Origin of the sequence: Amycolatopsis sp. cmx-4-83, assembly GCF_046548815.1 — a bacterium.
Classification (GTDB): Bacteria; Actinomycetota; Actinomycetes; order Mycobacteriales; family Pseudonocardiaceae; genus Amycolatopsis; species Amycolatopsis pretoriensis_A.
The window spans coordinates 1-573 of the sequence record NZ_JAEBEF010000045.1; the positions used below are offsets into that span (position 1 = coordinate 1).

Consider the following 573-nt stretch of genomic DNA (forward strand, 5'->3'; position numbering starts at 1 on the left):
GGGACGGTTCCGGGGTCGCTGGTGCGGGGGGTGGTGGGTGCGGTGCCGCTGGCGGAGGTGGTGCCGTCGGTGCGGGGAGGTGCGGCGCTGCTGGGGGTGTCGGTCCCGGCGTGCGAGCCCGGCGAGGACCCGGTGTGGGTGGATGGACTGCTGCCCCCGGAGTGGCTGGGTGTGCTGTCGCTGCCGCGGGTCGGCGAGGGACCGCTGTCAGCGGCGTGGGAGGGCGTGCTGTCGCTCCCGCGGGTGGGTGAGGGACCGTGGTCGGCGGCGTGGGAGGGCGTGCCGTCGCTGCCGCGGGTGGGCGAGGGGCTGCTGTCGCTCGCCCGGGAGGGTGTGTTGTCGCTGGCGTGGGAGGGAGTGCCGTCGCTGCCGCGAGTGGGCGACGGGCTGCTATCCCCACCGCGGGACGGTGTGTTGTCCCCGCCATGCGGGGGCGTGCCGTCGCCGCCACGGGTGGGTGAGGGACTGCTGTCGCCCGCGTGCGAGGGCTCGCTGCCGCGGGTCGGCGACGGGCTCGAATCGCCTGCGTGGGAAGGAGAACGCGTCGGCGAGGGACCGCTGTCCCCTGCGTGC

Annotated in this window: 1 protein-coding gene; it reads left to right on the forward strand. The window is 76.4% G+C overall.

The features are described 5' to 3' along the window. Nucleotides 1-42: 42 nt before the first annotated feature. On the forward strand, nt 43-573 hold a 531-nt coding region (locus tag ACLJQM_RS48215), incomplete at its 3' end, for a hypothetical protein (RefSeq protein ID WP_410636683.1).